The sequence below is a fragment of the Stenotrophomonas acidaminiphila genome (assembly GCF_001431595.1).
GTDB lineage: Bacteria > Pseudomonadota > Gammaproteobacteria > Xanthomonadales > Xanthomonadaceae > Stenotrophomonas > Stenotrophomonas acidaminiphila.
In genome coordinates this window covers 1-7,674 of the sequence record NZ_LDJO01000065.1, presented here as the reverse complement: position 1 = coordinate 7,674, position 7,674 = coordinate 1, and the positions used below count along the sequence as shown (strand labels likewise).

Genomic DNA, 7,674 nt, shown 5'->3' with positions numbered 1-7,674 from the left:
CGCTGGATCGTACCGGCCACAAAGCGCGGCTCGTCTGGCGCCTGCAGGCGGGCACAGGCCATTTCCAGCTCGGCCAGCGTGTCCTCGACCTGCCGCCGCGCTTCGCCCGGGAAGAAGTCGATCGCAGTGATCGACTCGAAGGTCCTGCGCAACTTGCGCGAGTGCTTCAACGCCTCTGACGGCGTAGTGTCGGGCAGGCTTTCACGAAGCCGCGTGGCATCGGCCAGCAGCTCGGTGTAGTCCCGGCTGCGGTCGAACAGGGCTACGTAGGGCGCCTCGTCGGTGGCCTGGGCGGTCAGCAGATGGGTAGCACCGCCACCCCCGGTCACATCGACCGCCACCGCTTCGAGCACGGCACGGTGCTCCGCCGCCGCTGGCAGCACGTAAACACCGTCCCGCAGGGCCGCAGCACCCGCCGCCTTGAGCGAGCGCCAAGCCCGCTGGCGCACCGTGGCATTCTCGGTGGGCAAGGAAAGAACCATGATGAGCCAATTCATTGGTAGAGTATCCTACATGAATGATGTAATTATTACGTCAAAATTAAGCAAGGCAATCGCGCGTGCCGTCGGCGGAGGTCGCAGATGACAGTGGAGCGCTATCTGGAGGCCGCCAACCGCGAAAACACGCAGCGCAGCTATGCTTCGGCACTGCGACATTTCGAGGTCGAATGGGGCGGGCACCTGCCGGCCACGCCGGACAGCGTGGCCCGCTATCTGGCTGATCACGCGGGCGAACTTTCCACCAACACGCTTCGGCACCGGCTTGCGGCCCTGGCAGGCTGGCACCACGAACACGGCTTTGTCGATCCGACCCGGGCTCCGCTGGTGCGCAAGGTGCTCAAAGGCATACAGACCCTGCATCCGTCGGTAGAAAAGCAGGCCGAGCCGCTGCAACTGACCCGACTGGCACAGGTGGACGATTGGCTTGGCGCCGCGATCGCCGCCGCACGCGAGCGCGGCGATCATGCGGACGAACTGCGTCATCGCCGCGATCGCTCGCTGATCCTTCTGGGCTTCTGGCGCGGCTTCCGTGGCGACGAGTTGATCCGGGTGCAGGTCGAGCACCTGCGCCTGGTCACCGGTGAGGGGATGACCTGTTTTCTCCCGCGCAGCAAGGGCGACCGGCAGGCACAGGGCAACACGTACAAGGTGCCGGCGCTGTCGCGGCTGTGCCCCGTGACGACCACGTGGGAGTGGATCGACGCCGCCGGGCTGACCGAGGGGCCACTGTTCCGTGCTGTTGATCGCTGGGGCCACGTTGCGGACGAGGCGCTACACCCCAACAGCCTGATTCCGCTGCTGCGCCGGTTGCTGACGTGCGCTGGGCTGCCTGATGCCGACGAGTACAGCAGCCACTCGTTGCGCCGCGGCTTCGCCGGCTGGGCCAATGCCAACGGCTGGGACGTGAAGGCATTGATGGAATACGTCGGCTGGCGCGATGTGCACTCGGCGATGCGCTACATCGATGGCGGCGATCCGTTCGCCCGCCAGCGGATCGAAGCGAGCTTGCCGGGAACGCCAACGCTGCTTGGGCCTACCTGAGGATACCGAATGGCGTCGATTGAACGGACCGCATACCCGCAATTCAAGCGCAACCCCGTCGTACGCGAACTGGTTGCGGCCTACACGCCGACCGACGCCGAACTGGCCTTTGTTGCCGAGAGTACCCGGCAGCCCGCGCACCGCCTGACATTGGCGATCCTGATCAAGACCTTCCAACGGCTGGGATATTTCCCTGCGTTGGACGAAGTGCCGCCGGCAGTGGTCCGCCATATCCGCGGCGCGCTGAAACTGAGGGTGCAGGTCAAGCCGGCGGTCCTCGCCAACGCCTCGCGCTATCGCTATTACCGCCGGATCCGCCAGTTCCTGCAAGTCCGGGCTTACAGCGATGGCGGCCTGAAGATCGCGGCACGGGCGGTATACGAAGCCGCCGCAGTCATGGACAACCCGGCGGACCTCATCAACGTGGCTATCGAACAGCTCGTGCGCGATCGCGTCGAGCTGCCGGCGTTTTCCACCCTAGACCGCTTGACGCGGCGCATTCGCACGCTGGTCAACGGTCGCTATTTCGCCCAGATCGAAGCGCGGCTGACCGTCGACGAAAAGCAGCGCCTTGAAGGTCTCCTGCAGGTCGAAGAGGGGCGCAAGAAGAGCCCGCTGCACGCGATCAAGCGCCTGCCCAAGCGCGCTTCGCTGCAGCACTTCCAGGAACTGATCGACCACATCGCCGAACTGGGCGAGTTGGTCGGCAGCGAGTTGCACCTCGCTGGCATTCCGGAAATCAAGCGCAGACACTTCGCCGCAGAGGCACGGGCGCTGGATGCCTCCGAGTTGCGCAAGTTTCGTCCCGCCAAGCGCTACGCCGTACTGGTGTGCCTGATCCACCGGGCCCGCGTCCAGACCCGTGACGATCTCGCGGAGATGTTCATCAAACGCATGGGCAATATCCACAATCGCGGCCGCGAGGAGCTTGAGCGGTTGCGGGCACGCTACCGCGAGAAGACCGAAGCGATCGTGGCGACGATGTCGGACGTGGTTCGCGTCCTTGACCATCATCCCGGCGACACTGAGGCGGGCCGGGAAATCCGGCGCCTGGTCAACGCCCACGGCGGCGTGCAGACCCTCCAGGCCGACTGCAATGCCATCGCGGCGCACAGTGGTGACAACCATTTGCCGCTGCTGTGGCCGTTCTACAAGAGCCATCGTGCCACCATCCTGCGGATGGTGCGCATGCTGGATCTGGCCTCGACCACGGAGGATCGCTCGCTCATCGATGCGATCGAGCTGATCCTGACGCAGGAACGGGCCCGCGGCGATTGGCTGGATGAACCGGTCGATCTGGCGTTCACTACCCAACTCTGGCGCAAGAGCATCGTCCATCGCACCGAACAGGGCGAGGAGCGCATCCACCGGCGCCTGTTCGAGGTCTGCGTGTTCTCGTCGCTGGCCAACGAACTGAAATCGGGCGACGTGGCCGTGCGCGGATCGGAAACCTACGCCGACTACCGCGAGCAGTTGCTGCCGTGGGAGCAATGCGAGCCCATGCTGGAGGACTACTGCGGCCAGGTCGGCCTGCCGGCAACGGCCGTGGGCTTCGTCAATGCGCTGCAATCACGCCTGATGCAGGTCGCCGAGCTGACCGATCAGGGCTATCTGGAGAACGGCCAGGTCGTCATCGGCGAGGACGGTATCCCTGTGCTCAAGCGCAGCAAGGCCAAGGAGATGAGCAGCGGCGCCCGTGCCCTGGAGACCGCGATTCTCGACCGCCTGCGCGAACGCAGCGTCATCGAAATCCTGTGCGACGTGGCTCACTGGACACGCTGGACCCGACACTTCGGGCCGTTGTCCGGCTCGGACACCAAGATCGAACAGCCAACCGAACGCTACGTCCTCACCGCCTTCACCTACGGCTGCAACCTCGGGCCGGCCCAGGCCGCCCGGCACCTGCGCGGCGCCGTCTCGGCACACATGCTGTCGTTCGTCAACCGCCGGCACGTGGACGCCAACAAGCTGGCGGCGGCCTGCCGCGACATCATCAACAGCTACGCTGGCCTGCAGCTCCCCAAATTCTGGGGCGACGGCAAGAGCGCCGCCGCCGACGGCACCAAGTACGACCTCTACGACCAGAACTTGCTGGCGTCGTACCACATCCGCTATGGCGGTTACGGCGGCATCGCTTACCACCACGTCTCCGACACCTACGTGGCGTTGTTCAGCCACTTCATCCCGTGCGGCGTCTGGGAGGCGGTCTACATCATCGACGGCCTACTGAAGAACACCTCCGACATCCAGCCCGACACCGTCCATGCCGACACGCAGGGGCAGTCGCTGCCGGTGTTCGGGCTCTCGCACCTGCTGGGCATCCAGCTGATGCCGCGCATCCGCAACTGGCGCGAGTACAAGTTCTTCCGCCCGGACGAGGACATCCGCTACGAGCACATCGAGCCGTTGTTCCGCGACACGGTCGACTGGGACCTGATCGAGACCCACTGGAAGGACCTGATGCAGGTCGTGCTCTCGATCAAGACCGGCAAGATCGCGGCCTCGACGCTGCTGCGCAAACTGGGCAACTACAGCCGCAAGAACCGTCTGTACCAGGCCTTCAAGGCGCTCGGTGCGGCCGTGCGCACCTTGTTCCTGTTGCAGTACATCTCCAACCGCGAGCTGCGCGAGCAGATCACCGCCTCGACCAACAAGGTGGAGGCCTACAACGGCTTCGCGAAGTATTTCTTCTTCGGCGGGGAAGGGGTGATTGCCGACAACGACCCTGTCGAGCAGGAGAAGGCCGTCAAATACAACGATCTGGTCTCCAATGCTGTCATCTTCTACAACGTGGTCGAGCAGACCCGGATCATGAAGTCGCTGATACGACAGGGGTGGAAGATCACCCGGGAGGACGTGGCTTCGCTCAGCCCGTACGTGACCAGCCACGTGAAGCGGTTCGGCGACTACCTGATCGATGTAGAGGCGATTCCGGAACCGTATGAGATCGAACTGGCGTTGGCGGCATAGTCTTGGCGCCAGAAAATATTCTCTAACCAGCTGATTCAATGGATAAAAACGGATCTTGTGAGCGATTTTTACACGTATGTCGGCTGAACCCCGAGACCGCCATGAGCCACGAGCTGCCTTCGTTCCTGATCGATGCCGGTGAACTGCTCCAGCATGTGAGCCGCGTCGTCTATCGGGGCAGCCCGCTGTACTATGGCCGCAGCAGCACGAATCGATACGATGACCCGGCGGGAACCTACGGCGTGCTCTACCTGGGGCGCGACCTGCCCACGGCGCTGATGGAGTCGGTCTTTCACAAGCACCAGTGGCTTGAAGACACGAAGCGCTCCATTGCCCTGAAGGAAGTCCAGGCCCGGATGGTGCGCGCAGTAGGCGTGCTGGACGACGTGCTGCTGGCCGACCTCACGGCGCCGGGCGTCATGGCGGGCCACTTCGGCCTGAACCTGGAGCAGTTGGCCAGCCGCGACTACACGCACACGCAGCAGGTGTCCGCACAGGTGCATGCGATGCTCGGAGACGACAGTGAGCCGCTGTTCGACGGGGTGCTCTACCCGTCGCGCAACAACTATCCCGCCAAGAGCATCGCCCTGTTCGAGCGTGCGGGAGCCAAGATCAGCGTTGTCGAGGACATCGACCTGGTTGACCATGTGGACTGGCCGCGGTTCGTTGCCACTTACCGCATCGGCGTGGAACCCGATCCGGGCCCGGTAGAGCCGGAGGACGAAGCGTCCTGAAGCGGCAAGAAAGCGCATTGAAGCCTCAAACCGAATGAATTGGAGCAAACTGGAATAGGCATTCCTCAGCAGCAGGAGACGACCATGAGCACGACGACCCGCACCAGCACCGCAGAACGCCTCGGCCGCGCCTTCGGCCGCGGATGGCGTGCCTATGCGCGCGGCGAACGGCGGGCGTCGAACTGGTTGGTGTCCAAGGGCATGCCGCGAGCTGGCGCTACCGCGCTCGTGTGGGTAGTCAAGCTGGCTGTACTGGGGGTGCTGCTCTACGTTGCGTTTTGGTTCGCACTCGTGCTGCTGGGCGTTGCGGCGGCGGGATGGGCCGCTGCTGCCAATACTTCGGATGAAGACGAGTGGCCTTTCACCGACCTCACCGAGCTGCGCAAGACGCCGGGCTACGATCCCAACCTGTACAACGACACGTCGCACGAGTTGTACACCGACGACTGACCGGCCTCGTGCTATTTCAGCTTTCCTCCGGTGAGCGCCCCGGCACCCTTGCCGCCAGCTTGGCCGGCGCTCTTACTGCCATCGGAAAGCCCCTGGATGACGTGCCCGGCCCGAATCCCAACCCAGGTAAGGCTCGCCAGCCAGAATCCCGGCAGAACCAGGAACATCGTGCCGGTGACGAACATCAGCAGCATGTCGCCGAAGGCGTTGTTCAGCCCCACCAGCGGGTCGAAGTTGCTGTGCGGCCGGTTCCAGCCGAAGCCCCAGCCATAAAGCGCGTCCAGAATCGTCGAGTCGATCCAGCGTGCGAGCTGGAACCAGAAGTCCGTGAAGAACAGCGCGAACTGCACGACGCTGACGGTGACGACCGTCTTCAGGTCGTAGGTGCCCACAACCAGCACGAGCGGGATGCAGATGACCAGCGCCATCTTCAGTAAGGCGAGGATCATGGGCAGGGATTGGCGCACGACATCCATGGCAGGAAACGCGGCAATCGCGCCGACTGCCATCCCGACGTCGCCCGTGGCGCGCGTCACGATGTTCGGCAGGGTCTTGTCGATCTGGCCGCCGTAGTCCGTATAGACGCTGCCCTGGTTCAGCTTCTGCTGCCGGGGTGACGCGATGGCGCGGATCACCGAATCGTCCACCTCGGCCCGGCTGAGGAACCCGGCCCAGCCCGCTAGGCGATTCAGCAGGCTCGGGTCCACCTGACCCAGCAGGCGTGCCCGCAGGCCGTTGCTGCCGTCTGACCACCACTGCCTGCAAGTCGGGTAGCCGCCACCATTGGCAACCTGCGCGAGGCCAGCATCGCGGGTGTCGTCGTAGGGCCATGCCTCGCGCGCCGTGCTGGAGCGGTAGCTGTCGTAGTAGCCACCCGTGTCCGTGAAAAAGCGCGAACCGATCCAGGTTACATCGTGCATCTGCTGCTCATCGAGATCCGGGCGCTGCATGAACAATTTGGCCCGCGCAGGCCCATAGCAATCCCGCGAGAAGTCCGCGACCTCCTGGGCCAGTACCGGGTCGTCAATGCGCGTCGCGTCGATCTCCATCCTCATCTGCCGCAGATCCGTACCGCACGGGATCGCCGCTACCGAGGCGCTCGTGACGGCGCGCGAGAGCGCGTGCATGAAGGCCCACCAGACCGGCACCTTCGCCGACTGGTTGTTGACGGTGCTGAAGGACTGCGACCACCCGGTTTCCGTGGGCTGCGGCACGCTGACTTGGCATTGTGCCGAGCGCGAACTGTCGTACTGGATGGTGCTGAGGTCCACGTCGATGAACGGAATGCCGGCGAACATCACCACCACGATGGCGACGAAGACCCGGTTCTCGATGCGCGCAGCCGAGAGCACCCCCTTGTTGCCTTCGTCGGCGCCTTCCGCACGGGCCTTCAGCCACTCCTGCACGACGATGGCGACGAAAGGCAGCGCGAACACCCCGCTGGACACCAGCACGGCCCAGATGCCGTTGTTGACGATCCAGGACACGAGGGTGAGGTAGTACTCCAGGTAGTCCGTCGTAAAAAGCGTCATGGCCCCGATCTCCCCTCAAGCGGCCTGCATCAACAGGCTGGCTTCCAGCGCGACGATGGCGACAACGCCGGCGACCTCGGTGCGGATCAGCCGGCGCCGCGCCTGCCCATCTGTCCCGCTTTGGTCTTCGCGGGCCAGCACCCGGCGGCGCATCCAGAACCATCCATAGGCCGTTGCCGCGTACACGCACAGCCGCCAGATGAAGAAATACCCTGCGGAGGCCGCCAGCCACCGTTCCCAGCCTGCAACGCTGCCGACCAGGTAGATGCCCGCGACGTTCGCCCCCACGGCGGCGGCAACGATCAGCACCAGCCACAGCAGCGTCTTCGCCGCGCGCCGGCTGAACAACCAGCGCAGCGGCCGCCAGGCCATGCGCGCCGGGCTCATGGCCGACTCCCCGGATTGCCCTTCTGGAGCTGGTCGAGACGGTCCGGCACAGGATCGCCC

6 protein-coding genes and 1 pseudogene are annotated in these 7,674 nt (G+C 64.5%); 4 read left to right on the top strand and 3 right to left on the bottom strand.

The features are described 5' to 3' along the window. Positions 1 to 497 (bottom strand): Chromate resistance protein ChrB (locus tag ABB33_RS15205; protein ID WP_338108062.1); only part of this gene is annotated, 497 nt, incomplete at its 3' end. 84 nt (positions 498 to 581) lie between these two features. On the opposite strand from ABB33_RS15205, the pseudogene ABB33_RS15200 reads away from it, so the two are divergent. The 4 genes and pseudogenes from ABB33_RS15200 to ABB33_RS15185 all read left to right on the top strand — a co-directional run. Continuing rightward, positions 582 to 1,535: pseudogene (locus ABB33_RS15200) on the top strand (site-specific integrase); the annotation flags it as partial. Between the two features lie 15 nt (positions 1,536 to 1,550). Beyond that, positions 1,551 to 4,511 (top strand): Tn3 family transposase, encoded by a 2,961-nt coding sequence (locus ABB33_RS15195; RefSeq protein ID WP_021201841.1) that lies wholly within the window; start codon positions 1,551 to 1,553, stop codon positions 4,509 to 4,511. A gap of 101 nt (positions 4,512 to 4,612) precedes the next feature. After that, complete coding sequence (locus ABB33_RS15190; RefSeq protein WP_033448761.1) at positions 4,613 to 5,245, top strand: RES family NAD+ phosphorylase; 633 nt, start codon at positions 4,613 to 4,615, stop codon at positions 5,243 to 5,245. A gap of 84 nt (positions 5,246 to 5,329) precedes the next feature. Further along, positions 5,330 to 5,695, top strand: a complete 366-nt coding sequence (locus ABB33_RS15185) for a DUF3742 family protein (protein WP_033448763.1) — start codon at positions 5,330 to 5,332, stop codon at positions 5,693 to 5,695. Positions 5,696 to 5,706: 11 nt separating this feature from the next. Here the strand turns inward: ABB33_RS15185 and ABB33_RS15180 are convergent, their stop codons facing one another. Next, positions 5,707 to 7,227: a conjugal transfer protein TraG N-terminal domain-containing protein gene (locus ABB33_RS15180; protein ID WP_033448765.1), complete on the bottom strand. Its 1,521-nt coding sequence runs from the start codon at positions 7,225 to 7,227 to the stop codon at positions 5,707 to 5,709. Between the two features lie 15 nt (positions 7,228 to 7,242). Continuing rightward, positions 7,243 to 7,599 (bottom strand): hypothetical protein, encoded by a 357-nt coding sequence (locus tag ABB33_RS15175; protein ID WP_425513312.1) that lies wholly within the window; start codon positions 7,597 to 7,599, stop codon positions 7,243 to 7,245. Positions 7,600 to 7,674: the final 75 nt, after the last annotated feature.